The sequence below is a fragment of the Streptomyces sp. NPDC042100 genome (assembly GCF_055582325.1).
On record NZ_JBVJDK010000005.1, the window covers coordinates 431295 to 457981 of the forward strand.

At 74.6% G+C, this 26687-nt stretch carries 24 protein-coding genes; 9 read left to right on the plus strand and 15 right to left on the minus strand.

Annotation, left to right across the window (positions count from 1 at the left end):
• Nucleotides 1-2: 2 nt before the first annotated feature.
• Nucleotides 3-968 carry an AraC family transcriptional regulator gene (locus ACZ6J5_RS14380; RefSeq protein WP_469391182.1) on the plus strand — a complete coding sequence of 322 codons (966 nt, stop codon included), beginning with the start codon at nucleotides 3-5 and terminating at the stop codon, nucleotides 966-968.
• Between the two features lie 261 nt (nucleotides 969-1229).
• On the opposite strand, the gene ACZ6J5_RS14385 is transcribed toward ACZ6J5_RS14380, so the two are convergent.
• The 8 genes from ACZ6J5_RS14385 to ACZ6J5_RS14420 form a co-directional block, all read right to left on the minus strand.
• Nucleotides 1230-2060 carry an NAD-dependent epimerase/dehydratase family protein gene (locus tag ACZ6J5_RS14385; protein WP_469391184.1) on the minus strand — a complete coding sequence of 277 codons (831 nt, stop codon included), beginning with the start codon at nucleotides 2058-2060 and terminating at the stop codon, nucleotides 1230-1232.
• A 67-nt stretch (nucleotides 2061-2127) separates the two neighbouring features.
• Nucleotides 2128-3294 carry an MFS transporter gene (locus tag ACZ6J5_RS14390; protein ID WP_469391186.1) on the minus strand — a complete coding sequence of 389 codons (1167 nt, stop codon included), beginning with the start codon at nucleotides 3292-3294 and terminating at the stop codon, nucleotides 2128-2130.
• 48 nt (nucleotides 3295-3342) lie between these two features.
• Nucleotides 3343-3798: a hypothetical protein gene (locus ACZ6J5_RS14395; RefSeq protein WP_469391188.1), complete on the minus strand. Its 456-nt coding sequence runs from the start codon at nucleotides 3796-3798 to the stop codon at nucleotides 3343-3345.
• Between the two features lie 101 nt (nucleotides 3799-3899).
• A complete protein-coding gene (locus ACZ6J5_RS14400) occupies nucleotides 3900-5348 on the minus strand; it encodes a peptidoglycan D,D-transpeptidase FtsI family protein (protein WP_469391190.1) in 1449 nt (482 codons plus the stop codon).
• A gap of 177 nt (nucleotides 5349-5525) precedes the next feature.
• The gene (locus ACZ6J5_RS14405) at nucleotides 5526-6191 is read right to left on the minus strand and encodes a response regulator transcription factor (protein WP_469391192.1); all 666 of its coding nucleotides are present in this window, start codon (nucleotides 6189-6191) and stop codon (nucleotides 5526-5528) included.
• Entirely contained in the window at nucleotides 6191-7555 is a 1365-nt protein-coding gene (locus ACZ6J5_RS14410) for a sensor histidine kinase (RefSeq protein WP_469391194.1), read from the minus strand. The genes ACZ6J5_RS14405 and ACZ6J5_RS14410 overlap by 1 nt, the downstream gene beginning before the upstream one ends.
• Complete coding sequence (locus ACZ6J5_RS14415) at nucleotides 7552-8544, minus strand: hypothetical protein (protein WP_469391196.1); 993 nt, start codon at nucleotides 8542-8544, stop codon at nucleotides 7552-7554. The genes ACZ6J5_RS14410 and ACZ6J5_RS14415 overlap by 4 nt, the downstream gene beginning before the upstream one ends.
• Before the next feature lie 186 nt (nucleotides 8545-8730).
• Complete coding sequence (locus ACZ6J5_RS14420; RefSeq protein WP_469391198.1) at nucleotides 8731-9501, minus strand: IclR family transcriptional regulator; 771 nt, start codon at nucleotides 9499-9501, stop codon at nucleotides 8731-8733.
• 116 nt (nucleotides 9502-9617) lie between these two features.
• Here ACZ6J5_RS14420 and ACZ6J5_RS14425 point away from each other — a divergent pair, with 116 nt between their 5' ends.
• The gene (locus tag ACZ6J5_RS14425; protein WP_469391200.1) at nucleotides 9618-11111 is read left to right on the plus strand and encodes an aldehyde dehydrogenase (NADP(+)); all 1494 of its coding nucleotides are present in this window, start codon (nucleotides 9618-9620) and stop codon (nucleotides 11109-11111) included.
• Nucleotides 11112-11206: 95 nt separating this feature from the next.
• Nucleotides 11207-11752, plus strand: coding sequence for a GNAT family N-acetyltransferase (locus tag ACZ6J5_RS14430; protein WP_469391202.1), 546 nt, complete (start codon nucleotides 11207-11209; stop codon nucleotides 11750-11752).
• 217 nt (nucleotides 11753-11969) lie between these two features.
• On the opposite strand, the gene ACZ6J5_RS14435 is transcribed toward ACZ6J5_RS14430, so the two are convergent.
• From ACZ6J5_RS14435 to ACZ6J5_RS14445, 3 genes are all read right to left on the minus strand, one after another.
• Nucleotides 11970-12623 carry a protein kinase family protein gene (locus ACZ6J5_RS14435; protein WP_469391204.1) on the minus strand — a complete coding sequence of 218 codons (654 nt, stop codon included), beginning with the start codon at nucleotides 12621-12623 and terminating at the stop codon, nucleotides 11970-11972.
• Nucleotides 12583-12900, minus strand: a complete 318-nt coding sequence (locus ACZ6J5_RS14440; RefSeq protein WP_469391206.1) for a hypothetical protein — start codon at nucleotides 12898-12900, stop codon at nucleotides 12583-12585. Before ACZ6J5_RS14440 ends, ACZ6J5_RS14435 begins: the two co-directional genes overlap by 41 nt.
• 663 nt (nucleotides 12901-13563) lie before the next feature.
• Complete coding sequence (locus tag ACZ6J5_RS14445; protein WP_469391208.1) at nucleotides 13564-13749, minus strand: hypothetical protein; 186 nt, start codon at nucleotides 13747-13749, stop codon at nucleotides 13564-13566.
• Nucleotides 13750-13896: 147 nt separating this feature from the next.
• Here ACZ6J5_RS14445 and ACZ6J5_RS14450 point away from each other — a divergent pair, with 147 nt between their 5' ends.
• The 3 genes from ACZ6J5_RS14450 (at nucleotide 13897) to ACZ6J5_RS14460 (ending at nucleotide 17341) form a co-directional block, all read left to right on the plus strand.
• A complete protein-coding gene (locus ACZ6J5_RS14450) occupies nucleotides 13897-15243 on the plus strand; it encodes a tetratricopeptide repeat protein (RefSeq protein ID WP_469391210.1) in 1347 nt (448 codons plus the stop codon).
• A 198-nt stretch (nucleotides 15244-15441) separates the two neighbouring features.
• Nucleotides 15442-16149 (plus strand): DsbA family oxidoreductase, encoded by a 708-nt coding sequence (locus ACZ6J5_RS14455; protein ID WP_469391211.1) that lies wholly within the window; start codon nucleotides 15442-15444, stop codon nucleotides 16147-16149.
• A gap of 136 nt (nucleotides 16150-16285) precedes the next feature.
• Nucleotides 16286-17341: an aminotransferase class V-fold PLP-dependent enzyme gene (locus ACZ6J5_RS14460; RefSeq protein ID WP_469391213.1), complete on the plus strand. Its 1056-nt coding sequence runs from the start codon at nucleotides 16286-16288 to the stop codon at nucleotides 17339-17341.
• 152 nt (nucleotides 17342-17493) lie between these two features.
• On the opposite strand, the gene ACZ6J5_RS14465 is transcribed toward ACZ6J5_RS14460, so the two are convergent.
• Nucleotides 17494-18597: a pyridoxal-phosphate-dependent aminotransferase family protein gene (locus tag ACZ6J5_RS14465; protein WP_469391377.1), complete on the minus strand. Its 1104-nt coding sequence runs from the start codon at nucleotides 18595-18597 to the stop codon at nucleotides 17494-17496.
• 177 nt (nucleotides 18598-18774) lie between these two features.
• Here ACZ6J5_RS14465 and ACZ6J5_RS14470 point away from each other — a divergent pair, with 177 nt between their 5' ends.
• Nucleotides 18775-19869, plus strand: coding sequence for an amidohydrolase family protein (locus ACZ6J5_RS14470; RefSeq protein ID WP_469391215.1), 1095 nt, complete (start codon nucleotides 18775-18777; stop codon nucleotides 19867-19869).
• A gap of 123 nt (nucleotides 19870-19992) precedes the next feature.
• Here the strand turns inward: ACZ6J5_RS14470 and ACZ6J5_RS14475 are convergent, their stop codons facing one another.
• Together ACZ6J5_RS14475 and ACZ6J5_RS14480 are read right to left on the minus strand one after the other, a co-directional pair.
• Nucleotides 19993-20583 (minus strand): GNAT family N-acetyltransferase, encoded by a 591-nt coding sequence (locus ACZ6J5_RS14475; RefSeq protein ID WP_469391379.1) that lies wholly within the window; start codon nucleotides 20581-20583, stop codon nucleotides 19993-19995.
• Between the two features lie 5 nt (nucleotides 20584-20588).
• Nucleotides 20589-22742: a penicillin acylase family protein gene (locus ACZ6J5_RS14480; protein WP_469391217.1), complete on the minus strand. Its 2154-nt coding sequence runs from the start codon at nucleotides 22740-22742 to the stop codon at nucleotides 20589-20591.
• Between the two features lie 128 nt (nucleotides 22743-22870).
• On the opposite strand from ACZ6J5_RS14480, the gene ACZ6J5_RS14485 reads away from it, so the two are divergent.
• Nucleotides 22871-23602: a siderophore-interacting protein gene (locus ACZ6J5_RS14485; RefSeq protein ID WP_469391219.1), complete on the plus strand. Its 732-nt coding sequence runs from the start codon at nucleotides 22871-22873 to the stop codon at nucleotides 23600-23602.
• A 346-nt stretch (nucleotides 23603-23948) separates the two neighbouring features.
• On the plus strand, nucleotides 23949-24932 hold the full coding sequence (locus ACZ6J5_RS14490; protein ID WP_469391220.1) for an SCO1860 family LAETG-anchored protein: 984 nt from the start codon (nucleotides 23949-23951) through the stop codon (nucleotides 24930-24932).
• Nucleotides 24933-25065: 133 nt separating this feature from the next.
• On the opposite strand, the gene cobC is transcribed toward ACZ6J5_RS14490, so the two are convergent.
• The gene (gene cobC, locus ACZ6J5_RS14495; RefSeq protein WP_469391222.1) at nucleotides 25066-26634 is read right to left on the minus strand and encodes an Rv2231c family pyridoxal phosphate-dependent protein CobC; all 1569 of its coding nucleotides are present in this window, start codon (nucleotides 26632-26634) and stop codon (nucleotides 25066-25068) included.
• Nucleotides 26635-26687: the final 53 nt, after the last annotated feature.

Here is a 26687-nt window from a genome sequence, read left to right on the forward strand (position 1 = left end):
CCGTGGGTGGGAGTTCTTTCCGGACGCGGGACGTGGACGAGGCGCGCGAGGAGATCGGCGCGCGCTATTACGCCAACTTCATGGACGTCATCGACGTCGGGGAGCGGCCCTTCGCCGCGCGCTTCGACACCGTCGGGCTCGGGCCGCTGATGATCGGCGACCTCACCTGCGGCGCCGACGTCCGGATGCGCTTCGGCGAGCTGGGCGCCTTCCACCTCAACGCCCCGCTGAGCGGCTCCATGGAGCTCCGCCAGGGCGCCGGGGGCCGCCGGATGGTGGCCACGAGCCGGGAGGCGGTGCTCCTCGACCCGGCGGGCGACACCTTCCTCGACCGGTGGAGCGGGGACTGCCGCGCCCTCTCGGTCAAGATCGACGCCACCGCGCTGCACGAGCGCCTGGAGCGGCTGATCGGGCGCCCGCCGCGCGGCCGGCTCGCCTTCGCCGCCGGGCTCGACATCACCCGGGGCCCCGGCCTGAGCTGGGTGACCTTCGCCCGGCAGGTGGCGGCCGGGGCGCTCGCCGGGGACGGCCTCGCCACCCACGAGCTGGTCTCCAGGCCGCTCCAGGAGGCCCTGCTCAACGGGCTGCTGCTGGCCGCCGAGCACCCCTGGCGCGAGGAGCTCGCCCACCCGGGCGGTCCGGCCCGCCCCGGACCGGTGAAACGCGCGATGGACGCGGTGCGGGCCCGCCCCGAACACCCCTTCACCAGCACCGAGCTGGCCGCCCTCGCCCGGGTCAGCGTGCGCCGCCTCCAGGAGTCCTTCCGGGAGTACGTGGGGATGTCGCCGATGGCGTACGTACGGGAGGTGCGCCTGGAGCGGGTCCACGAGGAGCTGCGGGCGGGCGCGCCGGACGGGCTGAGCGTGACGGAGGTGGCCTGGCGCTGGGGCTTCGCCCACCCGGGCCGGTTCGCGGCCCGCTACCGGGAGCGGTACGGCGAGTCCCCGTCGGAGACCCTCCGCCGCTGACGGCCGCCCGCCGGAGCCGCCTGGGCTGCCGGAGCCGCCGGGGCCGTCGGGGCCGCCGGAGGGGCGCGGACCGGAACCGCCGGAGGGGCGCGGACCGGCCGGGTGGCGGGAACGCTCCGCGCTTTCCGGACGGCAGCCGCGTTCCGCGGCTCGCGACGATCTTGGTCGGGTCATATCGTCGGAATGTCCGCGTGCGCCCGCCGCACGCGTCGACCCGGGCCTGGCCGGCTCCCCCGCATCGTCCGGCCGGGCCCGCCCCTCTCAGCGCGGCAGGCGCGGCGGGTCCACGCAGAAGTCCCCGCCCACGTACACGTCCTCGGCGCTGCCCGGAGCCGGCCGCCCGCGCGCGGCGACGATCCGCTCCGCGAACACCTCGGCGTCGTCCTCCGGCGCGTAGCCGAGCGCCCGCGCGGAGCCGAGGTCCCACCAGGCACGGGTGTTGGCGGAGGAGCCGTAGACCACGGTGTGCCCGACCTCCGGCGCGGTGAGCGCCGCGTGGAACAGGCGCGCGCAGTCCGCCGGGCTCAGCCACGTGGACAGCATCCGCACCGACTGCGGCTCGGGCAGGCAGGAGCCGATCCGCACCGACACGGTCTCCACCCCGTGCCGGTCCCAGTAGTACTGGGCCAGGTCCTCGCCGAACGCCTTGGACAGGCCGTAGAAGGTGTCGGGCCGGTGCGGGGTGGCGACCGGGACGGGCGGCTGCCCCCGGCGCGGGCGGGGCGTGAAGCCGACCGCGTGGTTGCTGGACGCGAACACCACCCGGGGCACCCCCTCCTCGCGCACCGCCTCGTACAGGCGCTGGAGCCCGGTCACGTTGGCGGCCACGATCGCGTCGAACTCCGCCTCCAGCGCGATCCCGGCGAGGTGCACCACCGCGTCCACCCCGCGCACCGCCTCCCGCAGCGCGGCCCGGTCGGAGAGGTCGGCGACGACCGCGTCCGGGGCGCCGGGCACGGGCCGCGCGTCGAGCGGGCGCAGCGCGTAGCCGTACGCGGGCAGCAGCTCCCGCATGTGGGTGCCGACGCCCCCGGCGGCGCCGGTGAGCAGGACGGTGCGGGGAGGGCTGGGCAGGGGCGGCATGGGCGGCATGGGCGGAGCTCCGTTCGTCGGGCCGGTGGGCGCCTGCCCGCCATCGAAGCCCACGCCTCCCTCCGCCTCAAGAGGCCGGCACCACCCGCGCATCGGGCGCCCGCGCCAGCGCCGCCGCCCCCGCGAGGCCCGCCGCGCCCAGCAGCGGCAGCAGCAGCCGGACGTCCGCCACCGCGACCAGGCCCGCGCCCGCCGCCAGCGCCACCGCGTTCGGGGCGAAGAGCAGGGTGTGCGCGGTGCCCGCCGCCCGCCCCGTCAGCTCCGGCGGGACACCCCGCTGGACGGCCGTCAGCGCGGCGATCAGCACCCAGGGAAGCCCGAGTCCGACCAGCGCGCTCCCGGCCAGCGCCGCCGCGTCGTACGGCACGGCCCGCGCCGCCGCGCCCAGGGCGAACAGGGCCAGCCCGGCCGCCGCGAGGAGCCGTTCCGGCTGCCGCCGCAGCAGCGGCCCCGCCACCAGCCCCGCCGCCACCGACCCCGCGCCCTGCACCGCGTACAGCACGCCCACGTACGCCGGGGCGTGCCCGAGGCCCCGGTCCACCACCGTGTAGAGCGCGGCCCCGTTGAGCCCGGCCAGGAACATGGTGAAGCCGCCCGCCGCCACCAGCGCCCGCGGCACCGGCGCGGCCCACAGCAGCCGCGCCCCGTCCGCGAGCCGGCCGCGCTCCCCGGCCGTAGCCGGGAGCCGGGCCTCCCGCGCCCGCAGCAGCGCGAAGACGCCCGCCGCCAGCGCGAAGCTCGCCGCGTCGAGCAGCGCGACGGGCCCGCCCCCGTACCGGGCGAAGAGCCCGGCGGCCACCAGCGGGGCGACCAGCTTCACCGCCTCGTTCACGGTCAGCCGCAGCCCGTTGAAGGAGCCGAGCCGCTCGGGGTCGAGCGCGCCCGCCGCGAGCGCCGCCTCCGCCGCCTCGACGAGCGCGCCCTGCGTCCCGTACACGAAGAGCACGAGGAACAGCAGCCACACCCGGTCCGCCCGGTCCACCCACAGCAGCGACGGCAGCAGGGCGGCCATGGCGAGGTTCGCCGCCACCAGCAGCGGCCGGCGGGGCACCCGGTCGACGAGCCCGCCCAGCAGCGGGCCCAGCAGCGCGGGCGCCCACAGCGCGAAGGCCGTGAGCGCCGCGAGGGAGTCGGAGCCGGTCAGGGACTTCACCCAGATCCCGGAGACCAGCCACAGGGCGGTGGTGCCGAAGCCGGAGACCAGGACGGCGCACAGATAGAGAGGAAGACGCATCTCCGCAGGCTGGCCTCTGAGGAGGCGCCCGCGGATCGGGCGGATTCCCTAACTCTCGGCGCCCGTCGGCCGTCGGCCCCGGAGGCCCGCCGCGCGCTTCTCGTACCTCAGGGCCAGCCCGGTGGCCAGCGCGCCCAGGCCCTCCCACAGGCCCACGCCCAGGAAGCCGGCCGGGGCGCGGCCGGTGACGACGGCGAGGGTGAAGACCGTGCAGGTGAGCAGCCGGAACGGGACCGTCCAGCGGAAGAAGGGCTTCCAGTCGGCCAGGGCGGCCAGCAGGTAGTAGACGCCCATGTTGAGCGCCGCCATGGAGGAAGCCGTCAGGAAGAGGAGGGTGTGGTCCCCGTCCGCGCGGTCCGCGGCGGTGACGGGGTCCAGGCCCATGAGCCGGATCGTGGTGTCGGGCGACACCAGCCCCACCACCCCCAGGGCGGCGGCGAGCGCGCCGAAGACGGCCATGGTCCAGCCGGACGGGGAACGGGGCAGACGTGCGGTCGAAAGCATGTGCCCTGCATATCGCGGAGCGGGGGCCGGTGCGCCACCGGCCCCCGCTTCCACGGCACTTCGGCCGTTACGTCACTTCCCGTGCCGTCACCCGTGCTGTGTCACTTCAGCGCCGCCTTCATCATCTTCTGCGCCACCGGCGCCGCCAGCCCGTTGCCGCTGACCTCCGAGCGCGCCGCGCCCGAGTCCTCGATCAGCACCGCCACCGCGACCTCCTTGCCGGTGGCCGGGTCCTTGGCGTACGAGGTGAACCAGGCGTACGGCGTCTTGCTGTTGTTCTCGCCGTGCTGCGCGGTGCCCGTCTTGCCGCCGACCTCCTTGCCGGAGATCGCCGCGTTGGAGCCGGTGCCCTTGTCGACCACCGTCTGCATGGCGCTGCGCAGCTGCGACGCGGTCTTGGAGGACATGATCCGGTCCGCCTTCCCGTCCTCGAAGCTCTTCAGCGCGTCCCCGTTCGAGTCGACGACCTCGGAGACCATGTGCGGGCTCGCCAGCAGACCGTCGTTGGCGATGGCCGCCGACACCATCGCCATCTGCACCGGGGTGGCCGTCACGTCGAACTGGCCGATGCCGGTCAGCGCCGTCTGCGCCTTGTCCATGCCGGAGGGGTAGACGCTGGCGTAGGCGCGGACCGGGACGTCGAGCTCCTTGTCGTTGAAGCCGAACTTCTCCGCCGTCTCCTTCACCTTGTCCTGGCCCAGGTCGACCGCGAGCTTCGCGAAGACGTTGTTGCAGGAGTACTGGAGCGCGGTGCGCAGGCTCGCGTTCTCGCAGGGCGCCGAGGGGTTCTCGTTCTCCAGGTAGCGGGTCGTACCGGGCAGCTTGTACGGGTTGGGGCTGCGCGTCGGCGTGTCCACCGAGTCGTACAGTCCCTCCTCCAGACCGGCCGCCGCGACGACCAGCTTGAACGTCGAACCCGGCGGCAGCGGCTGCCGCAGCGCCCGGTTGACCAGCGGCTTGTCCGGGTCGTCCGTGAGCTGCTTCCACGTGTCGCCGTCGGTGAGCCCGGCGATCTTCGAGGGGTCGTAGGAGGGCGTGGACACCATGCCGAGGATCCGGCCCGTCTTCGGGTCGATGGCGACGGCGGCGCCCTTCTTGTTCCCCAGCGCCTGGTAGCCGGCCTTCTGCACGGCCGGGTCGATGGTCGTCACGACGGAGCCCGGATCCGTCTGCTTGCGGGTGATCGCGTCCAGCGGGTTCTTCAGCCGTGGGTCCGTGCCGTCCAGCACGTCGGAGTAGATCCCCTCCAGCTGCGTCGCGCCGTACGCCTGGGAGCTGTACCCGGTGACCGCCGCGTAGAGCTTCCCGTCGGTGTAGTCGCGCTTGTAAGCGAGGTCGCCGCCCTTCGTCTCCTTGGAACCGGTGACCGGTGAACCGGCCACGATGATGTTCCCGAGCGGATGCGCGTACTGCGCAATCACGTTCCGCCGGTTCTTCTTCTCGTCCGCGAGGGCCTTGCCTTCGTACGCCTGCACCCAGGTGGCACGGCCCAGCAGGGCCAGCACCAGGAGCAGCGAGAAGACCGAGGCGCGCCTGATCGTCTTGTTCATCCCACTCAAGGGGACGAGCGGCGAGGGGTGCGCCGTTCCGGATGTGTCCCTTTTCTCAGCTTTCTCAGCTTTCTCAGCTTTCTCAGGTTCCTCAGGGAACGTTCCTCCGGCGCCGGTACGGGCCCGCGCGGGGGAGCGGGGCCGGCCGGCACCCCCGTGTCCGGCCGGCCCCGCGGCTCAGCGCGGGGTGATGAACCCCGACTCGTACGCGGCGATCACCGCCTGCGTGCGGTCCCGCGCCCCGGTCTTCGCCAGCACCGCGGCCACGTGCGACTTCACCGTCGCGGGACCGACCCCCATCCCGTCCGCGATCTCCGCGTTGGTCAGTCCCTTCGCCATCCGGCGCAGCACCTCCGCCTCCCGCTCGGTCAGCCGCGCGGCCCAGACGGGGGCGGTCGGGGGGTTCCGGCGCGCGTGCTCGGCGGCGAGCCCGCGCACCGCCGCCGGGTAGAGCAGCGACTCGCTCGTCGCCACCAGCCGCACCGCGCTCACCAGCTCCTCCGGCGCCGCCCGCTTGAGCAGGAAGCCGGCCGCGCCCACCCGCAGCGCGTCGTACACGTAGGCGTCGTTCTCGAAGGTGGTGACCACCACGATCCTGGGCGGCTCCGGCAGCGCGGCCAGGATCGTCCGGGTCGCCTGGATGCCGTCCACCTCGGGCATCCGCACGTCCATCAGGACCACGTCGGGCCGCAGCTCCCGCACCACCGACACCGCCTCGGCGCCGGTGGCCGCCTCCCCGACGACCTCCAGTCCGGGCTCGGCGTCCAGGATCACCCGCAGCGCCGTCCGCACCATCCGCTCGTCGTCCGCCACCACGATCCTGATCGTGCCGTCCCCCGCCATCAGCGCTCCCCTCCGAGCGGGCCCGTCTGCCCTGTCTGTCTCACCGGGCCCACTGGGCCCACCGGGCCCACCTGCCCTGCCAGGCTTGCCTGGCCCACCAGGCCCGCCCGCCCCACCGGCAGCCGGGCCGTCAGCCGCCAGTCGCCGTCCACCGGGCCGGCGTGGGCCGTGCCGCCCAGCAGCCGGGCGCGCTCGGCGACCCCGCGCAGCCCCCGCCCGCCGTCCGGGCGGGCCACCGGCGGGACGCCGGGCAGCGGATTCTCCATCGTGATCTCCAGCGCGTCCCCCGACAGCGCGATCCGCACCGTCACCCGCTGCCCGCGCGCGTGCCGCACGGCGTTCGTCAGCCCCTCCTGCACGATCCGGTACGCCTCCCGCGACACCGCCTCCGGCAGCTCCGCCAGGCTTCCCGCGACCGTGAGCCGCACCCCGGGACCGGCGCCCCGCACCAGCGCGTCCAGCGCGTCGAGCCCGGGCGCGGCCAGCTCGCCGTCGTCCTCGCCCCGGCGCAGCAGCCCCAGGACCGCGTCCAGCTCCCCGACCGTGCGCCGGGTGGTCTCCTCGATCGCGGTCAGCGCCTCCCGTACGAAGTCCAGGTCCGCGCCCGCCGGGCTCCCGCCGCCCGCCGCCAGGACCCGCCGGGCCGCGCCCGCCTGGAGGGTGACCGCGCTCAGCGCGTGCCCCACCGAGTCGTGCAGCTCCCGGGCGAGCCGGTTGCGCACGGCCAGCTCGGCGGCCTGCCGCTCCGCCGCCGCCAGCCGGTCCGCCGGGCCCGGCCCGAGCAGCCGGGGCGCCGCGCGGGCCAGCAGCGCGCCGGTCCCGGCGGCGGCGCCCGCCAGCCCGAGCAGCATCAGCAGGCCGAGCGGCAGCCCCGCCCAGGCGAGCCAGGGCCGGTCCAGGCCCCAGAAGCGGCCCAGCTCCGAGGCGCGCAGCCCCGCCGAGAACGGCAGCGCGCACACCGCCAGCGCGAACGGCGGCAGCGCCAGCGTCGCCCCGCTGAGCAGGGCGCCCGTCCCCAGGTGCAGTCCGAACCAGGCTGCCGTCCGGGCCCGCCCGCCCGCGCCCCGCGCCGGCCCGTCGGCGAACCGGCCGGGCGGGACCCCGCACAGCGCCCGCGCCGCCGCCACCGACATCGGCCGGGCGAGCGGGAAGAGCGCGCTCAGCGCGGCGACCGGCAGCCCGACCGCGTACGCCGCGAGCTGGAAGCCGAGGCCGCCCCCCAGGACGTTCCCGTCCGGCGTGAAAGGCCCGACGGCGACGGTGCCGACCAGCCAGTACGGCATGAACAGTGCGCCGCCCAGGATCAGATGCAGCCAGCGCCGCCGGGCCCGCTGCCCGAACAGGGCGTCCCGGAACAGGGTCACGCCGCGGCGCTCCGGCGGCCGAGGACGGCCGCGAGGCAGCCCGCCAGCAGGAATCCGGTGATCATCTCGCCAGCGTAGGCGGTGACCATCAGGCCCGACGGCTCTTTCCCGGCTTCGGCGGCGGGCAGCAGCGAGACCAGCGTCATGTACGCGCCCCAGCACCCGGCCGCACCCGTGGACACCCAGGCCACGCCCAGCACGGTGCGCACCCTCGGCCCGGCGGGCCGGCGCAGCGCGAGCAGGAGCACGGACCCGGCGGCGAGCAGCAGGAAGGCGCCCCGGACGGCGTCGACGACCGCCCGGTCCGTGTCGTACGCGACGGCGAACGCGGGCGACAGGCCCCCGCCGAGCCCGGTGGCCCACAGGAAGCACAGGGCCGCCGGTACGAGGGCGAGCAGCGCCCCGGCGACGGCGGCGGCGCGCGTCCCGGGCCCGCTCACCGAGGCGGGCAGCTCGCCGAGCCGCCCGCGCCAGACCCGTCCCCAGCGGTCGCGGGTGTACAGGGCGAACAGCGTGCCGAGGCAGAGCCCCTGGACGATGAAGCCGCCGTAGACCACGGGGAAGACCCAGGTGTCCAGGAAGGGCTCGTCGGGCGGGCCCGCCGTGCCGCCGCCGGCACCGCTGAGCGCGCCGGCCAGGAGCTGCGCCGGATAGGCCGCCATGATCGGCCCGATCAGGCCGATCGCCGCCCACAGCGGGAAGAGCAGCGGCCAGGCCCGCACCCGCAGCCCCCACGGCCGGGTGAGCAGCAGCGCGAGCAGCACCACGGCCGCGTCGGCGAGCACGGAGAGCCCGTTGGCCACGCCCATCAGCGTCGGGTGGTCGAGCAGCACACTCCCGTCCGGGATGCCGAGCCGCCCGCCCGCCACCCAGACGGCCTTCAGGGCGATGTACGGCAGGCAGGCCACGATCGCGAGGGCGCGCAGCACCGGGCGGAGCGGGCCCGGCGGGACGGCGGCGGCGCGGACGGGGAGCGTCGGTGAGGTCATGCCCCCACGGTCCCGTCCGGACCCTCCCCCGCGCCTCCTGCCGTGAGGTGAACCGCCTCCGCCGCACGGGGGAGACGGCCCGGTCCTCAGGGGACGGGGGCGGACGCGGCGGCGGGGCGGGAGCGGAAGCAGAGGCGGGGGCAGAGGTGGGGGCAGGGTCGGGGCGAGGGGCCGTGGTGTCCGCGTTCAGAGGCGGCGGGTCGCCAGGGCCAGCCGGTCGCGGGCGTCGAACAGCGCGTCCTTGACGAGCTGTTCGTGCACCGGGGTCAGCCGGGCCGCGGGCACCGAGCAGCTGACGGCGTCGCGGGCCGGGGTCCGGTAGGGCAGCGCGACGCCGAAGCAGCGGAGCCCCAGCGTGTTCTCCTCGCGGTCCACCGCGTACCCCTGCTCCCGGACGCCCCGCAGCTCCTCGATCAGCAACTCCCGGTCGGTGACCGTGTGCTCGGTCAGCGCGGGCAGCGTCTCGGGGAGCAGCGCCCGCACCTGCGCGTCGCTGTGGGTGGCGAGCAGCGCCTTGCCGAGCGCCGTCGAGTGGGCCGGCAGCCTGCGCCCCACCCGGCTGAACGGCCTGAGGTGATGCGGAGACTGACGGGTCGCCAGATAGACGACGCTGGCGCCGTCCAGGCGGGCCAGGTGGATGGTCTCGGCGGTGTCGTCGGACAGCCGGTCCAGCGTGGACCGGGCGGCGGCCACCACCTCGTCGCCGTCGACGTACGAGGTGCCGACGAGCAGCGCCCGCACCCCGATCCCGTACCGGGTGCCGGTCGCGTCGGTCTCCACCCAGCCCAGCTCGACCAGGGTCCGCAGCAGCATGTACAGGCTCGACTTCGGATAGCCGACGGCCTCCTGCACGGTGCCCAGCGAGTGCATCCCGGGCCGCCCGGCGAAGTACTCCAGCAACTCCACGGTCCGCACGGCGGACTTGACCGGCGCCCCGCCCGCGTCGCTCGTCGGCATCGCTCGCCCCTCTTCCGAAGCACTTGTGGAGACGGCTCGGGCGTCAATAGAGTCCCCCGAGTCCCTCGGTTCACCTACCGGGACGGTGTTCAGAATAGCGAACGAGGTGTGTGGCGTTGGCGGCAGAACCAGTGTGGAGCGTGGACCCCCGGACGGGAAAGGCGCGCGAACAGGTCGCGGTGGAGGCCACCCCCGAGGAGATCGACCGGGCGGTGCGCGCCGCCCGGGGCACCCTCGGCGCGCTCGCCGACCGCACCGCCAGAGCCGCCCTACTGCGGACCGCCGCCGACCTCCTCGACGAGGCCCGCGACCACGTCATCGAGGCCGCCGACGCCGAGACCGCCCTCGGGCCCGTCCGGCTCACCGGCGAACTCGCCCGCACCACGGCCCAGTTGCGCTCCTTCGCCGAGGCCGTCGACGCGGCGGCCTTCCTCGACGTACGGATCTCCCGGCCCGACCCGGCCACCACCCCGCCCACCCCCGACCTGCGCCGCATGAAGCTCCCGCTCGGGGTCGTCGCCGTCTACGCGGCCAGCAACTTCCCGCTCGCCTTCTCCGTCCCCGGCGGCGACACCGCCAGCGCCCTCGCGGCCGGCTGCCCTGTCGTCGTCAAGGCGCACCCGGACCACCCCGCCACCTCCGAGCTCTGCGCCGCCCTGCTGCGCCGGGCCGCCGTCAAGGCCGGGCTCCCCGAGGACGTCGTCTCCCTCGTGCACGGCTTCGACGCCGGTGTCGAGCTGATCCGCCACCCGCTGGTCGCCGCGGCCGGCTTCACCGGCTCGGTACGCGGCGGGCGGGCGCTCTTCGACGCCGCCGCGGCCCGCCCCGTACCCATCCCCTTCCACGGCGAACTCGGCTCCCTCAACCCGGTGGTGGTCACCCCGGGCGCCGCCGAGGAGCGCGCCGAGGAGATCGGCGCCGGGCTCGCCGGGTCGATGACCCTGGGCGAGGGCCAGTTCTGCACCAAGCCCGGCTTCGTCCTCGTGCCCTCGGGCGCGGCCGGCGACCGGGTCGTCACCGCCCTCACCGCAGCCGTCAGCGAGACCGAACCCGGCGTGATGCTCGACCACCGGATGCGCGGGGCCTTCCTCGACGGGGTGAGCGAGCGCGCCGCGCTGCCCGGCGTGACCGCGCCCGTCACCCCCGGCGCGGGCGGTGCGCACACCGTCAGCGCCGGAGTGCTCACCGTCGAGGCGGCGCTGCTGCCCGAGGGCGGCCACGGACCGCTCCTGGAGGAGTGCTTCGGACCCGTCACCGTCGTCGCCCGCTACGCCGACCGCGCGCAGGTCAGCGCCGTCCTCGCGCTGCTGCCCGGCAACCTGACCGCCACCCTGCACATCGCGGGCGAGGACCCCGGCGCCGCCTCGCTGCTCGCCGAACTCACCCCGCTCGCCGGGCGGATCCTCGTCAACGGCTGGCCGACCGGCGTGGCCGTCGCCGCCGCCCAGCACCACGGCGGGCCCTACCCGGCGACCACCTCCACGGCCACCTCCGTCGGCGCGACCGCCGTCGAGCGCTGGCTGCGCCCGGTCACCTACCAGTCGACCCCGCAGCACCTGCTCCCGCCGGAGCTGCGCGACGACAACCCGCTGGGCGTGCCGCGCGCCTGAGCGGGAGCACGGGACCGCCCCCGGGCACCAGCGGGCCGCCGGCCGAGCGGCCCGGTGCGGGAACCGGGGGCGGCGGCGCCGCGTCCTGAGGGTCCATGACCGAGAGCAGCCACGACAACGCCGCCGGACCCGGCCTCGCGCCTGCCGGCGGACCCGACCTCGCGCCCGCCGTCCCCGCCGACCTCGACGCCGTCGTCGCCGTCCACGCAGAGGCCCGCGCCACCTACTACCGGGGCCACCTCCCCGACGCCGCCTACGCCGGGCCCGAGGAGCTCGCCCGCTCCCGGGCGGGCTGGGCCTCGGCGATCGCAGCCGGGCGGGTGCTGCGGGCCCGGGACGCGGACGGCGCGCTCGTCGGCGTCGCCGCGTACGGGGAGCGTGAGGGCGTCATGCACCTGACCCAGCTCCACGTCGCCCCGGACCGCTGGCGCGGCGGCGTCGGCACCGCCCTGCACGCCGCCTGCGTCGCCGCCTGGCGGGCCGCCGGGGTGCCCGCCGCGCGCCTGGAGGTGTTCGCGCCGAACACCCGCGCCCAGGCGTTCTACGCGGCGCACGGCTGGCGCCCGGACCCGGAGACCCCGCGCGCCGGGGACCACCTGGTGCTGCGGCTCACACTCGCCCCGGCGGTGGTGGCGGAATGAAACCGGCGGGGCGGGGCGTTCCGCCCTTCGGACACCCGACCCCGCCCCCGTCTGGAGAGAAGCCCCACCATGCGCGTCGAGATCTGGAGCGACATCGCCTGCGCGTGAACCAACGGAACCACAGGTTATCGCAGGGGCGTTGACCTGCGCGGATGAACGCACGAAAGCCCCGCCCACGCGGCTCGGGGGAGACCGCATGGACGGGGCGTAGAGGGTCCTACAGGGCAGCGCTCAGGGTCTCGCAGACCTCGGCGCTCGTCGGCCGGTCGGCGGGGGAGCGGCTGAGCATGTGGGGGATGAGCGACCCCAGCACCCCCGGCATGTTCACCGGTCGGTGAGGGTCCGCGACGATGGCTTGCCGCTGGATCTCGCGGGGCGCGTCGTCGGGGTAGTCGACGTGACGCCACCCGGTCGCGCTGATGAACAGCGCGGCTCCCAGTGCGTACACGTCGGCTTCCCGCGTCGGCGTGGCTGTGCCCGACTCCAGGACGCTCGCCGAGATTTCCGGCGCTTCGTAGTGGACGAGACATCCCCGATAGGGGAAGTCATAGCCACGGGGAACCTTGCCACCCTGAGTGAGGGCGAGATCAATCAGGAACGTTCCGGCAGAACGCCCGATGATGAAGTGGGCCGGCTGGACGTCCCCGTGGACCCAACCCTTTTCATGCAGGGCGGCGAGGGCGACGGCGCACGACAGTGCTTCGCCGAGATTCGGCGTGGGCGAGTCCGCCTCGATTCGGTGTGGCTCCCACAGCTCATAAAGGCTGTCACCCCGTCGCCATGGCTGAGCGCTCCACGTTCCGCGCTCCCATTCCCCGCTCAGGATGCGTTCATGGGTGAGCTGCCGAAGAATCGCAGCTTGGGAGATCAAGACGGACCTTGGTCCCTATGCGGTGAAAGTCGGCTATCCGACGAAGACGCACGCGTGGACCGCGCTGGCACCGGCCCGCGAACACGTCGTCGCTCGGAACCATCTTGACCGTGGCGGTGCCGACCGTGGCGAGGAACGCCAACGCCTGGTCGGTGGCGCGCTCCGCCTTCGCCTGGTCGTAGCCGAAGCGCGTCACGGTGAATTCGGCGATGCTGTCGAACAGCGCCGACTCGACCAGCGCGCGGCCGGTGCGAAGGTCATTGGCGGTAGCCGTCATGGCTATTTCCTCCTGTTGGGTGTGGAGTACTGCACTTGCACCCGACCGTCCTTGCCGTCACTCGACGGGCGGGAGTGGTGGCCGCTCTCCTCCCGGACAGAAGACGGGGGAGCCTCCGTTGTGAGATCACGGGAGGAGAGCGGAGTTCATGGGTTCGCGCCGTGAGCCGGCCTATGTGGCGAGCCCCGCACAGCGCGTTCGGTGGAGCCTGGCGAGGGCGGCAAGCTGACGCTGCTCCCGCTCGTTGGCGGGCCGCACGCGGGTCCAAGGGGCAGCCCATTCGTAGCCGGTCGGCCGGACAAGGCGGACGACGCCCCCGGGGTTGAATCCGGCGACAACACCAACCATCTCGTGCGAGGACTCGTAGACCCTGAGCCCGACGAAGAGACCGGTGTTCCCGTACGGCTTGGGCTTGTGGTTCACCACGCCCGGGGTACGTACTCCCGGCTGAGCCGATTCGCTTCGGCCACGCGTTCCATAAGCGCGTCCGACTGCCGCGCCGGGGACATCTCTGCCGGGTCGGCTTCCCATTCCCTACCCCCATTCAGCGGGCGAAGCTGGTAGCGCGGACCGACGTGGCCCATCACGCGCCCCACACGGCCCGTTCTCGTGTCCTGGACGACTTCTCCCGGCTCCCACACCCGCGGGTGCTCGCGCGGGCTCTCAGGTGTGCTCACGGCGCCCCTTCCGCTCCAACCCGTCGCGCACCCGGAGCAATACGGGCCGAGTGGGCGGCGTGTAGCCGCTCCGGGGCACCCACTCCGGGGCGAGCCGCCAGAACCCGCCCGCCCGTATCAGGGCGGCCAACTCGTCCAGGCCTTCGGTCTCGTGGGCGGGCCTGTAATCCATGTCCGGGGTCCTTCGCTGTGGCGTCGTCCCATGCGGTGAGCTCTGCTCGCACTAGGCAACCGCGCCACTACGCCCGGCGGTACCGTTGCAACAGGGGCAGGATTTAAGAGCTTTAAGCGGCTTCACAGCGCGGGGAGTTGAGGATCGGTGGGCAACCCGGAACCGAACGCGGGGCTTGAGCGGCTGTACCGGGAAACCGGTTGGACGCTGCGGCAGTTCGCGCAGGCGATCAACCGCTTGGGGACGGAGCGCGATACGCCCCTGCGATACCGAGAGCCATCGGTGCACCAGTGGCTCAAGGGCCACATGCCGAAAGAGGATGTGCGGCCTCTGATCCTGGAAGCCCTTGCCCGCAAGTTGCGGCGCCCAGTGACCCACAGTGAGGCCGGGTTCCGCACGACTCTCATCGATCGGCAGCCCGCCCACCCCAGTACGGTGGAGGGGCTGTTGGACCTGGGGAGGTACGACATGGACCCGTCCCGCCGGAGCGTTCTCGGCGTCGGCCTCTTCTCCGTCGCGCTGACCATTCCCAACTGGCCGGACGTGGTCGGCAGGATGGAAGCCGTCCGGAAGGGCGACGCGCAGCGCATAGGGATGGCCGATGTCCAGACCGTTTCCGCGATGACCGAGCGAATTTCTGAGCTGGACGACCAGTTCGGAGGGCGCACGGCCCGGCCCATGGCTGCCGCATTCTTGGTGAATACGGCGGCCCCGTATCTGAGGATGGAAGCTCCGGAATCCGTCCGTAAAGCGATGATGGGTGCGGTCTCGGATCTCTGTTACCTCACGGGCTATATGGCAGTGGACGAGGGGCTTCACGGACTCGCGCAGAAATACTACCTAAAAGCCCTTGAACTCGCCGGCGCTTCTGAAGATCACTTGACGTTCTGCACGACCCTTCGAGGGATGAGCGTTCAGGCGGTCGATTTGGGGCACGGCGCGCAAGCGATGCGCCTCGCAGACGCCGCTGCGGCTGCCTCACCGCAAGCCGGCCCGCGAATGCGTGCCTTTCTCGTCGGGCAGCAAGCCCATGCGGCAGCGCAGACGGGGGCTCGTGTCCAGGCGCGGCACTACCTGCGAGAAGCCGAAGTGGCGATGGAAAAGGCAGAGTCGCAGTCCAAGGCTTTCGGCTCTTACGACCCGTCGTCACTCCTGTATCACACGAGCCAGGTCCGATACGAACTCGGAGATATCGCCGGATCTATCGAAGCCATGGAACAGTCTGACCGGATTCGGCAGAGTGTATATCGCCGTGCCAGGGTCCGGCATCGCTGTACCCTCGCCGAGAGGCAGCTCGAAATGGGTCACCTTGAAGCTGCCTGTCAGACGTGGGCTCTCGCATTGGAGGATTACCCCAGCCTTCAATCCGGAAGGGCGGACGAGCGGATCCGCACCATGCACAGCCGAATTCGTCCGTTCTTGAAGAACCATGCGGCCCGTGACCTATTCGAGCGGGCGCGTCTGGTGACCCCGGCGAAACTGCTTCCGAAATGAACGCGAAAGCCGCCGCACCCGCTCGTCTGTGCCAGCCGTTTATCAGGCCAGTCATGCCCGTGTTCCCCGCGCGCCGGGGACCACCTGGTGCTCCGGCTCACACTGACCCCGGAGGCGGCGGCGGAATGAAACCGGCGGGGCGGGGCGTTCCGTCCTTCGGACACCCGACCCCGCCCCCGTCTGGAGAGAAGCCCCACCATGCGCGTCGAGATCTGGAGCGACATCGCCTGCCCCTGGTGCTACATAGGCAAGGCCCGCTTCGAGAAGGGCCTCGCGGCCTTCGCCCACCGCGACGACGTCGAGGTCGTGCACCGCTCCTTCGAGCTCGACCCGAACAGCCGCAAGGGCGACACGGCGCCCGTCCTGGAGATGCTGGCGGCGAAGTACGGCCGCACCCTCGACGAGGCCCGCGCCATGGAGGCGCACGTCGCCTCGAACGCGCACGACGAGGGCCTGGGCTACCGCACCGAGGGCCGCGACCACGGCAACACCTTCGACATCCACCGCCTGCTGCACCTGGCGAAGGAGCGCGGCCGGCAGAACGAGCTGCTCGACCTCGCCTACCGGGCCAACTTCGCCGAGGAGCGCTCCGTCTTCGAGTCCGGGACCCTGGTCGCGCTCGGCGTCGAGGCCGGTCTCGACGAGGCCGAGGTGCGGGCCGTGCTCGCCGACGACTCGGCGTACGCCGACGCGGTACGGGCGGACGAGCGCGAGGCCGCCGAGCTCGGCGCGAACGGCGTGCCGTTCTTCGTCCTGGACCGGAAGTACGGGGTCTCCGGCGGGCAGCCCGCCGAGGTCTTCACCCGGGCGCTGGAGCAGGCCTGGCAGGGACGGGCGCTCCAGCCGCTGGGCGGCGAGGCCGAAGCCGAGGCCGAGGCCTGCGGCATCGACGGCAAGGGCTGCTGAGCCCCTGCGGGCCCGTCCGGTTCGGCCGGCTCGCCTGGCGGACCCGTCCGGCCTGGCTGACTCATAAGCGCCGCTTGGGGATTCTCCATGATCTATAGCGATTGACGGGAGATCGTGGGGAATCCAGGCTGGGGGCATGGACATCCTGGAGCCCCTGGGCGGAGCCGAGTTCGCCCCCAAGCAGACCTATCTGAACACCTCCGCCTGCGCGCTGCTGCCCCGGCGGACGGTCGAGGCGGTCACCCTGCTCGCCGAGGAGACGGCGGCGGGTCGGCCGGACGGCGCCGGCAGCTTCGACATCGTCGACGAGGCCAGGGCGGCCTTCGCCCGGCTCGCCCACGTGGGCGCCGACCGGGTCGCGGTCGGCAGCTCCGTCTCCGTCCACGTCGGCATGGTGGCGCAGTCCATGCCGGCCGGGGCCGAGATCCTGTTCCCCGAGGGCGACTTCTCCTCCGTCATCACCCCCTTCACCGTGCGCGGCGACCTGAAGGTCCGCTTCGTGCCGCTGGAGCTGCTGGCCGAGTCGGTGCGGCCCGAGACCGCGCTCGTCGCCTTCTCGGCGGTGCAGTCGGCCGACGGCCGGACCGCCGACTTCGCCGCGATCCGGGCCGCCGCCGCGGCGCACGGGGCGCGCACGCTCCTCGACGCCACCCAGTCGGCGGGCTGGCTGCCGCTGTACGCGGGGGAGTGGGACTTCACCGTCGCCGGCGGCTACAAGTACCTGCTGTGCCCGCGCGGCGCCTCGTTCCTGACCGTGACGGCCGAGGCGCAGGACGCGCTGCTGCCGATCCACGCGGGCTGGGTGACGGGCGAGGAGCTGTGGGTCAACAGCTACGGCCCGGTGCGCGAACTGGCCCGCTCCGCGCGCCGCTTCGACGAGCCCGCCGCCTTCCTCTCGTACCACGGCGCCGCCCGCTCGCTGGCCCTCCTGGAGGAGATCGGCATCGAGCGGATCGAGGCCCACAACAAGGCGCTCGCCGCCCGCTTCCGGGCCGGCCTCACCGAGCTCGGCCACACCCCCGTCGCCGACGAGTCGACGGTCGTCGGCGTCCCGGGGCTCGGCAGCCGCGCCGACGCCCTGCGCGAGGCTGGTGTCCTCCTCTCCGCGCGCGCGGGCAACCTCCGCGCCTCCTTCCACCTCTACAACTCCTCGGCGGACGTGGAGCGGGCGCTGGAGATCATCGCGGACTGAGCCGTACGCGAGCACGGGTACGAGCAGGGGGTACGAGCAGGGGGTACGAGTAGGGGGTACGAGCACCCGTACGCGTACGGGTCGTCCCGGTCCGGACGGCCGGGCGCGGGTGACCGGGGTCGGTCGTGCGCGCCCGGCCGTCCGGGGACGGCTCAGCGCCCCCAGGCCTCCGTGACCGCGCGGCGGGCCGCCTCCAGGTCGACCGCGCGGCCCGTCTCGGTGAGGGCCGCGCCCAGCGCCGCCAGCGAGGACTGGACCGCGCCCGGCGTCGCGTCCACCCCGTAGTGGTTGACCCGGATCATCTCCTTGGCCAGTGCCCCGCCGCCCGCGATCAGCGGCAGCGACGGGTCGGCGGCCAGCGCCTTCGCGACCAGCTCCGAGGCGTCCACCCCGGCCGGGGAGCGCAGCGTCGTCGCGACCGGGGCCGCGTCCCGCGCCTCGCGCACGTACGGCTCCAGGCCCCCGCCCAGCGCCAGCACGCCCGCGCGGGTCGCCGCCGCGGCCGAGGCGTGCCGGGCCATCAGCGCGTCCAGGCCCTCCGCCTCGATCCGCTCCACGCACGCCTCCAGCGCCAGCATCTCCAGCTGCGCGGGCGCGTGCAGCAGCGCCTTGCGGCCGCCGTCGATCCAGCGCTCCTTCCAGTCCAGCAGCGAGAGGTACGAGCGGCGCGGCGCCCGCGGGTTGGCCGCGAAGCGCTCCCAGGCCCGCTCGCTCACCGACACCGCCGAGACGCCCGCCGGGCCGCCCATCGCCTTCTGCGCGCCGATGATGCACAGGTCCACGCCCCACGCGTCCGGCAGCACCGGCTCGGCGCCGATCGAGGCCACCGCGTCCAGGTAGAACAGCGCGTCGTGCGCCCGCACGACCTCGCCGATCTCGGCGACCGGGTTGGTGTTGCCGGTCGCCGCCTCCGCGTGCACCAGCGACACGAAGTCGATCTCCGGGTGCTCCGCGAACGCCCGTGCCACCTGCTCGGCGGTGACCGCCGTGTGGAACGGCACCTCCAGGTCCACGACCGTGGCCCCGCAGTCGCGCAGCCAGTCGCCGAAGGTCTGCCCGTACGGTCCGGTGACGATGTTCAGGGCCGTCGAGCCGGGCCGGGCGCCGCTGCGGATGCAGCCCTCCAGGGGCAACAGCGCCTCGCCCTGGGTGATCACCACGTCCTGCTCGGTGGAGAGCAGCGCGGCGACCCGGCGCTCGATCGACGCGAAGTGCGCGGCGGTCAGCGGGGCCAGGTCCAGGAGCGGGTGTGTCACGGTCACGGCGGTGCCTTCTTCGGTCTTCGGTATTCGGTGTCGAATGCGTGGTGCGCACTCGCGGACCCGCGTGCGGCGGGTGGAGCTCCTGCCAGCGTAGAGGGTTCCTCCACCCGGCCCCGCCGGACCCGCCACGGCCCCCGCACCGCCGGCGGCGGGCGCCCGTAGAGTGCCGCCATGAGCGATCACACGGTGCTGCACGTGAAGGGGCGGGTGCTCGTCGGCCCGGAGGACGTACGGGACGAACTGTGGTGCGTCGACGGGCGGATCACCTTCGAGCGGCCCGGGAGCCTGGCCGACGGGGCCGTCCGGGTCGAGGGCTGGGCGCTGCCCGGCCTGGTCGACGCCCACTGCCACGTCGGGCTGGACCGGCACGGCCCGGTGGACGCGGCCACCGCCGAGAAGCAGGCCCTCACCGACCGGGACGCCGGCACGCTGCTCATCCGCGACGCGGGCTCGCCCTCCGACACCCGGTGGATCGACGAGCGCGAGGACCTGCCGAAGATCATCCGGGCCGGGCGGCACATCGCCCGCAGCCGGCGCTACATCCGCAATTACGCGCACGAGATCGAGCCCGCCGACCTCGTGGCCTACGTGGGGCGGGAGGCCCGCCGGGGCGACGGCTGGGTCAAGCTGGTCGGCGACTGGATCGACCGGGACCTCGGCGACCTGGCCCCCTCGTGGCCGCGCCCCGAGGTCGAGGCGGCCATCGCGGAGGCGCACCGGCTCGGCGCCCGGGTCACCGCGCACTGCTTCGCCGAGGACTCGCTGCGGGACCTGGTGGAGGCGGGCATCGACTGCGTCGAGCACGCCACCGGGCTCACCGAGGAGACCATCCCGCTCTTCGCCGAGCGGGGCGTCGCGATCGTCCCGACCCTGGTCAACATCGCGACCTTCCCGCACCTCGCGGACGGCGGCCAGGAGAAGTTCCCGCGCTGGTCGGCGCATATGCGCCGGCTCCACGAGCGGCGCTACGACACGGTCCGCGCCGCCTGGGACGCGGGCGTCCCGGTCTTCGTCGGCACCGACGCGGGCGGCTCGCTGGCGCACGGCCTGGTCGCCGCCGAGGTCGAGGAGCTGACCAGGGCGGGCCTGCCCGCCCTGGACGCCCTCTCGGCGACGGCCTGGGCCGCCCGCGCCTGGCTGGGCCGCCCCGCCCTGGAGGAGGGCGCCCCGGCGGACCTCGTCGTCTACGGCGAGGACCCGCGCGCCGACGTCCGGATCCTGGCGGCCCCGCGCCGGGTCGTCGTCAACGGCCGCGTCATCGGCTGAGGGGCGGCGCCCCGGACCGGGCGCCCTCCACCCGCCACGGGGCCCCGGACCGCCCGGCCTCCACCCGCCACGAGGCCCCGGACCGGGCGGCAGCCGCCCCCGCCCGGGTCCCCCGGACCGCGCTCAGCCCTTGCTGTAGAAGACCAGCCGCGCCTTCTTCTCCGGGATGAACACCTCCGGCAGGTCCACCTCCGGCAGCACGATCTCCGGGCCCAGCTCGAAGCCGGTGCGGGCGAGGCGGTCCAGGACCTTCTCGTTGGCGGCGTCCGGCTCGCCCACCACGCGGTCGCGGCCGGTCAGCGCGAAGTCGAGCAGGACGCCGAACAGCCGCTCCGTGAAGCCCCGCTCCGGCGCCGCCGACGGCGCGACGAAGAGGTGCACGCCGATGTCGCCCGGCAGCGCCTCGTAGCACTCGGAGATCCGGTCGGCCTCGGGGTCGTACGTCTGGAAGACCGCGACCGGCTCCCCGTCCCGGTGCACCAGGAAGCCGTGGTGGGTGGTGAGCGAGTCGAGGTGGGCGTAGATCTCCCGGACCTGCTCCACCGTCGTGCCGCCCATGCCCCAGAACCGGCCGCGCTCCTCGTTGACCCAGCCGTGGATCAGCGGGGCGTCCCGCTCGGGGTCGATGCGGTCGACCCGCACGGTGCCGAAGCCCTCGACGTCCCGGGTGTACTCGGTCCGGCGGGTGCCGCTCGTACCGTCCATGCCGCTCATGCCGCTCATGCCTCTTCCTTCGAGAGATCGTTCCAGTCGGTGACGACCGGGGCGAGGCCGCCCCTCAGCCACAGGGCCAGCTGGTCTTCGTGGTGCGGGTCGCCGGGCACGCCCGAGGCGCCGAACGGCACGGCCCACAGGCTGCGCGCGCGGTCGCCGAGGTCCCAGACGTAGCGGGCGGCCGACGCACGGGCGCTGCGGTCGGTCCAGCCGGGCACGCTCGACGTGGACAGCACGCAGTCGTGGTCGCCCGCGAGCCCCGGCCACCGGGCGTCGTCCGGGTCGGGCAGCGCCTGCCAGGGCGCCAGCCGGTGCGTGACGCCCCAGGCGGGCGGCGCCTCGCCGGCGGCGACCTCCTCGACCGCCTCCCGCACGATCCGCCGGACGTCCCCGGCGGGTACGGGCCCGGTGACGAGCAGCGTCTCCAGCGCGAACGCGACCCGCGGGCCGAGCGCCAGCCAGGGCTGGAACAGGGCGGGGTACGGGGCGGGTTCGCGCAGCTCCGCGAAGGCCTCGTGGGCCGCGAGGCGGCGCACGACCGCCCCGCGCACCGCCGCGTACAGGCCCGCGTCGGCGCTGTCGGCGTCCATCCGCCGGTCCCAGCCGAGCAGCGTCCGGCGCACGGCCCGCGCCGAGGGCGACAGGGCCGCCTCGTCGGTGCCGCGCAGCGCGTCGAGCAGGCGCCGGGCGGAGGGGTTGTCGGTGTCGGTGTGCACGGCGGCCATCGCGCCCGGCGTCCACGCCTTCGAGCCGTCCAGCAGCGCGGAGATCCGCTCGGCGCGGTGCGGCGGGGCGAACTCGACGCCCAGCGGCGCCGCGAGCCCGCGCGCGTTCGCCATCACGGCGTGCCCCTCGACCTCCGCGCGCGGGGTGGCCGCGGCCTCGCCGGTCCAGGCGTACGCGCTCTCCCAGGCGGGCACCACCCGCAGCGAGTTGAGCCGGTCGCGCACCGGCACGTACCCGGCGACCCGGTGCAGCAGCCCGCCGTCCGTGTCGGCCGCCTGCACCACGTTCACCGGCTCGATCCAGCGGTCCAGCGCCCGGTCCACGTCCCCGACGTTCCGCGCCTCCAGCAGCGCGGGCAGCGCGGCGAAGCCGGACTCGCCGGTGACGCGGGGCGGGTAGCGCAGGCTGACCGCCTCCCACTCGGTGGCCTCGGCGGCGGGTCCGTCGGCGGCGGTGTCCTCGGCGTCGGCGGTGTCCTCGGCGGTGGCGGGGCCCCCGGCCGGGGCCTCGCCCGCAGCGCCGTCCGCCCCGATGATCACCGGCCCGCGCGCCGTCTCGATCACCTCGATCTCGGCCGGCTCCGCCCCGCCCGCGACCCGGATCGTCTCCGTGTGCGCGGTCGCGGGCTCCCAGCCCGCCGGGCCGAGGGCCTCGACCCGCCCGTCCGGCAGCCGGCGCAGCCGCTCGCGGTAGAGGTCCTGGTAGTCGGCCATGGCGTTGGTGATCGCCCAGGCCACCCGGCCCGTGTGCCCGAAGTGGGCGAGGCCGGGGACGCCCGGCACGGCGAGGCCGAGGACGTCGTGGCCGGGGCAGGAGAGCCGGATCTGCTGGTAGACGCCCGGCGCCTCGATGAAGCGGTGCGGGTCGCCGGCCACGATCGCCGCCCCGCTCGCCGTCCGGGCGCCGGAGACGACCCAGCCGTTGGAGCCCGCGGTGCCGGGGCCGTCCGTCGCGAACAGCTCGGTCCACTCCTCGCCGAGCCGCCGCGCGACCGTGTCGCGCCACAGCTTGGTGGGGAAGCCGGCGAACAGGATGTGGGTGGAGAGCCAGACCGCCAGCGGCGTCCAGGGCTCCCAGCGCCCCGGCTCCAGACCGGTCGCCGCGAACTCCGGGGCCCGCCGGGCGCCTTCCGCGAGGCCCTCGTTGACCCCGTCCACGTACGCCCGCACCCACGCCGCCGTCTCCGCGTCCAGCCGGTCGTGGCAGCGGCGCGCGGTGTCGGCCAGCCTGGCCTGCCGGACGAAGGCGTCCCAGCCGGTCTCCGCCGCGCCGAGGAACGCGGCCGTCGTGCCCTGCGCCCGGTGCCGCTCGACCTCCAGCTGCCAGGCCCGGTCCCGCGCGGTCACCAGGCCCTGGGCGCGGGCCAGTTCGCGCGGTCCGTCGGCGCGCAGGTGCGGGATGCCGTAGGGGTCCCGGTAGACCTCGATGCTCACTGCGTCCCGCCCCGATCCGCTCGTCTTTTCTTAGGTTAGGCTGACCTAAATTAATCTACAGGACGCGCGGTGCCGGCAGACCCCCGGGACCGGCCGGATCCGCGCGCCCGGCGTGAGAGGGGACCGGAGTGGGTCGTACGGGCCACGGCTGGGAGGGCGTCGTCCTCAAGCTGTTCCGAGGCAGGGACTTCACGTTCACGGTGACCGGCGCCGAGCAGGTCACCGAGGGCTACCGCCGGGTGCGCCTCACCGACGGCGGGCTGCTCGCCGCCGCCGGGACGCACCCCACCATGTGGGTGCGGCTCTGGTTCGAGGAGGGCGGCAAGCCCCACCAGCGCGCCTACACCCTCGTCGACCCGGACCCCGAGACCGGCGCCTTCGCCCTGGAGTTCGCCCTCCACGACGGCGTCGCCAGCCGCTGGGCCCGCTCCTGCGCCCCGGGTGACACCGTCGAGGCCACCCTCCAGGGCACCGGCTTCACCGCCCCCGACCCGGCTCCCGGGCACCTCTTCCTGGTCGGCGACGCCGCCTCGCTGCCCGCCGTGAACTCCCTGCTCGACGCCTTCCCGGCGACCCCCGCCACGCTCTGGTTCGAGACCGCCCACGCCTCCGACGAGGCCCTGCCGCTGCGCGTCGACCCGGCGCTGCACGAGCTCCGTCCGGTCCCGCGCGAGGGCGCGGGCGCGGCGCTCGCGGCCCGGGTCCGCGCGGAACTGCCCGCGCTCCTGGCCGCCGCCTCCGACCCGTACGTCTGGATCGCCTGCGACACCGTCACCACCCGGGCCCTCGCCGGCTTCGTCCGCAAGGAGCTCGCCCTGCCCAGGGAGCGGACCCACGCGCTCGGCTACTGGCGGCCCTGACGCCGGCATCCCGGCGGGGCGCGCGGTCTCCTGTCGGCCGCCGCCGGCCGTGCGGCCGGTTGACGTTCCGTTACTCCCGCTCGGCGCGGATCGTTAGAAGTGATCCGCGCCGAGCTCCGGGCCCGCGCGCACCGCGACGCGCGGGGCTCGCGAGAACGCGTGTGTCGAAAGATTCGAATATGGGCACGGAAACCACCCTTTGGAGTGAACTCACGTCAGGTGTCTGCCAGTTCACCCACAGTGCGTAAAGATTCCGGTGTCTCAAGTCGCCGCGGCCGCGACGACCCACAGTCCCCGTGGCGAGCGGCCGGCGACGCCATTTGTCTCTTGTGGGGGTTCCACCGTCTTGAACAGCAACACCTTCCGCCTGCCCGTACGCCGCTCCGCCGCCGCCGCGAGCGTCGTCGCGCTCGCCGTCGGCCCCGTGCTCCTCGCCGCCCCGGCGGCCCACGCCACGGGCGGCCAGGGCGCCGAGGGGCACGCCACCGCCGTCGTCCTGCGCACCGGCCTCGACGTGAACCTGCTCAACAAGGCGGTGAGCGTGCCGTTGCGCGCCTCCCTCAACGCGGTCGAGGCCCCCGCCACCGCCAAGAAGACCGCTCTCTCGGTCACCGTGCGGGGCGCGGAGAACAACGAGCCGGTCGACGTCCTGCGCGCCGACGTCGCCACCTCCGAGGCGACCGTCGAGGGGAACACCGCCCAGGGGTACGTCAACCTGGTCAAGGCCCGCGTCCACGTCCCCGGCCTCCCGCTGCTCTCCCTCGTGGAGATCGAGAAGGTCACCTCCAAGGCGGTCTGCGAGGCCGGCAAGCGCCCCGTCGCCGAGTCCAACCTGCTCGGTCACATCACGGTCCTCGGCAAGAAGACCACCCTGTCCACCGGCGGCCAGACCAAGGTGAGCGTGCCCGGCGTCGGCGAGGTCGTCCTCGACCTCTCCCGCACCTCCACCACCTCCCGCACCGCCGCGGCCACCGCGCTGGAGCTGAAGGTCACGCTCAACCCGCTCAACCTCAACGTCGCCGAGGTCAACGGCACCGTCACCCTCGCCGAGGCCACCTGCGCCACGCCCAAGGGCACCAAGCCCAGCGAGCGCCCGTCCGAGCGGCCCTCCCAGCAGCCGTCCGAGCAGCCGTCCGAGCGCCCCTCGCCCTCGCCCAGCCACGCCACGGGCATCAGCACCAACAACGGCGGCACCACGCCCACCGAGAACCTGGCCGAGACCGGCGGCAGCTCCATGACGCCGTACCTGGCCGGCGGCGCCGTCCTGCTGCTCGGCGTCGGCGGCGGCGCCATGGTCCTCGCCCGCGGGCGCGCCCGCGCCCGGGGCTGACCGGCCCGAGGGGGAACACCAGGGGACACCGGGGGCGGCGCCGCGCACAGACGCCGCCCCCGGTGGGGGATCCGGGGGCCTGGCGGGCGTCGGCCCGGCATCGGCCCGCCGTCGCCCCAGCGTCGATCCGCCGTCAGCCCAGCATCAGCAGCGCCTGGTCCAGGGCCTGGAGGAAACGATTCGTCGTCGCCCGGTCCCGTACCGCCAGCCGCAGCCAGTTCCGGTCCAGACCCGGGAAGGTGTCCCCGCGCCGGGCCGCGAAGCCGAGCCCCCGCAGCCGGTCCCGCACCGCGTCCGCGCCCTCGATCCGCACCAGCACGAACGGGCCCTCGGCCGCCTCGACCACCCGCACCTCGTCGAACTCCGCGAGCCCCGCCAGCAGATGCGCCCGCTCCACCCCGATCCGGTGCGCCGCGTCCTCCGCCTCCGCGAGCGCCGCCCGCGACATGCACGCCTCCGCCGCCACCAGCGCGGGCGTCGACACCGGCCACAGCGGCTGCGTCCGCTCCAGCGCCGCGACCGTCTCCGGCGCCGCCAGCACGTAGCCGATCCGCAGCCCCGCCAGACCCCAGGTCTTCGTCAGGCTCCGCAGCACCACCAGACCGGGCACGTCCGTCCGCCCCGCCAGCGACTCCCGCTCGCCCGGCACCGCGTCCATGAACGCCTCGTCCACCACCAGCGTCCGCCCCGGCCGGGCGAGCGCCGCGATCGCCGCCGCCGGATGCAGCACGGACGTCGGGTTGGTCGGATTGCCGATCACCACCAGGTCCGCGTCCTCGGGCACGGCGGCCGGATCCAGCCGGAAACCGTCCTCCTCGCGCAGCAGTACCCGCTCCACCGCGTGCCCGGCGTCCCGCAGCGCGGCCTCCGGCTCGGTGAACTGCGGATGCACCACGACCGGCCGGCGCACCGGCAGCGCCCGCGCGAGCAGGACGAACGCCTCCGCCGCCCCCGCCGTCAGCAGCACCCGCCGGGCCGGCAGATCGTGCCGCTCGGCCACCGCCGCCCGCGCCGCCCGCCCGTCCGGATAGGCCGCCAGGCCGGTCAGGGAGTCGGCGATCCGCTCCCGCAGCCAGTCCGGCGGGGTGTTCGTCCGGACGTTGACCGCGAGATCGGTCAGCTTCTCGTCCCGGACCTCGGCGTCGCCGTGGTGGCGCAGGTCGTGTGCATCAGCATGAGTGTGGATGTCCATGGCCGCCGTCGCGTGGGGGGTGGGGAGGGGGAGCGTGCGTGTGGGGGATGAGCCGGGCTCGCCTGCGATGTACCCGTGGCCCCGGCCCAACAACCGCACGCCTAAGTCAACTTCGTCCCAGTGAACCGTGTCACCCGAACGAACCTCCATAGAACGGGCGATCGCGCACGTCACGCTCCGCACCTTCCGTTTCGGCACCACCAGCACCGCCCCCGGACCCGCCCCGCGCAGCGCCGCCGCCTCCGCCACCGACGCCGTCCCCGTCTCCGCCAGCGCCCGCCCCGACGGATGCGGTACAGGCACCCCCGCCAGCTCCTCGCTCCGGAAGGCCCGCACCGGCACCCCGAGCCGCGCCGCCGCGCCCGCGATCCCCGGCTCCCCGGCCCGCGCCTCCAGCGTCGCCAGCGCGGCCAGCGCGCCGGCCGCGGCGCCCGCCTCGGCCAGCGCCGCCCCGATCAGCCCCAGCACCTCGTCCGCCGTCGCCCCGGACCGGGCGCCGACGCCGGCCACGAGCCGGCGGGCCCCCGCCTCAAGGTGCGGAGACGAGCCGCCATCGGATAGCA